Source organism: Chryseobacterium sp. 2VB (assembly GCF_005503635.1).
In the GTDB taxonomy this organism is placed as follows: domain Bacteria; phylum Bacteroidota; class Bacteroidia; order Flavobacteriales; family Weeksellaceae; genus Chryseobacterium; species Chryseobacterium cupriresistens.
Genome location: NZ_SCNC01000056.1, coordinates 1 through 1,389, shown reverse-complemented (window position 1 = coordinate 1,389; position 1,389 = coordinate 1). Strand labels below are relative to the sequence as shown.

Annotated in this window: 2 protein-coding genes; both read left to right on the top strand. The window is 32.9% G+C overall.

What is annotated here, in order from left to right; translation table 11 throughout:
• Window positions 1-40 precede the first annotated feature (40 nt).
• Window positions 41-475, top strand: coding sequence for a transposase (locus tag FFS26_RS22865; protein WP_228449481.1), 435 nt, complete (start codon window positions 41-43; stop codon window positions 473-475).
• Entirely contained in the window at window positions 472-1,341 is an 870-nt protein-coding gene (locus FFS26_RS22350) for an IS3 family transposase (RefSeq protein WP_202844066.1), read from the top strand. Before FFS26_RS22865 ends, FFS26_RS22350 begins: the two co-directional genes overlap by 4 nt.
• The last annotated feature ends 48 nt before the right edge of the window (window positions 1,342-1,389 follow it).

Here is a 1,389-nt window from a genome sequence, read left to right as displayed (position 1 = left end):
TGTCTCGTCCTGAAATAGCGATACACAAAAAAGAATCGTTATGGCAGAAACATTAACATCCACGTACATTAAACGTACACAGAAGGATTACAGTTTAAGTTTAAAACTTCAAATCGTGAAAGAAGTTGAATCAGGAGCATCCACTATTACTAATTGTCGTAAGAAATATGGTATTCAATCTCATGGAACTATTTTAAATTGGCTGAGAAAATATGGTAACTTTGATTGGGAAAACCAAAGACCTTACGCGATGGAAAAAACACCTGAACAACGTATAATGGAATTAGAAGCCCAGGTAAGGCTTCTTGAAAAGCAAAAGGCATTCTTAGAAAAGCAGGCTTATATTGCAGATAAAAAGTCCATATTTTTTGATATGATGATTGATCTGGCTGAGAAAGAATATCACATTGATATTCGAAAAAACTCACCACCCGAACAATCGATTACTTCCGCAGTAAAGAAAAAGAAACTTTGATTTTTACTTGCGGATTGTTAGGGTTAAATAGACAAATCTATTATAGAAGTATAAAGCGTACGAAAGTTTGTAAAGATAAAGCTTCAGAGGTAGTAAAGCTGGTAGAGAATCTTCGTGTTAAGATGCCCCGGTTAGGAGGCCGGAAATTATATTTTATTTTACAGAGATCCTTAAGCTCCATTAAGGTGGGGAGAGATAAATTCTTTGCCATCTTAAAAGCTAATCATTTATTGATTGAGCCTCGCAAAAGCTATCACATTACGACCAACTCTCATCATCGTTTTAGAAAGCATAAGAACCTGCTCCTGGACTACCAGATAACAAAGCCCAACCAAGTATGGGTTGCAGATATTACTTATATAGGAAACCGAAAAAATCCAAGCTATTTAAGTTTAATAACTGATGCATATTCTAAGAAAATAATGGGACACTTTGTTGCAGACAATTTGAATACACAGAGTAGTATTATAGCTTTAAAAAGAGCTCTCAAGAAGCATAAAGGGATGAGAGAATCTTTAATCCATCATTCCGATCGTGGTTTACAATACTGCTCGAATGAGTATCAAAAACTTTTACAGAAACATCAATTAAAATGTAGTATGACACAAAACTCCGATCCTTATGAAAATGCAATAGCAGAGAGAGTGAATGGTATTTTAAAGCATGAGTTTGATATTGATAAACATGATATAAACAATAATTTAAGGAAAAAGATAGTAAATGAATCAATCGAAATCTACAATGATTTACGACCACATTTTTCAAATCATTATCTAACTCCAAACCAAATGCATAACCAATCACAAATTAAAATGAAAACCTATAAAAACAAAAACCAAAGCAATAGTAAAATTACTCTGGTTTAATTATTTATTTTTGTACTATAATCTGTATCAGTTTTTCAGGACTAGTCA

Bases quoted from the DNA above. Each gene is read 5' to 3' on its own strand.
- FFS26_RS22865 (WP_228449481.1), top strand. From the start codon at position 41: ATGGCAGAAACATTAACATCCACGTACATTAAACGTACACAGAAGGAT.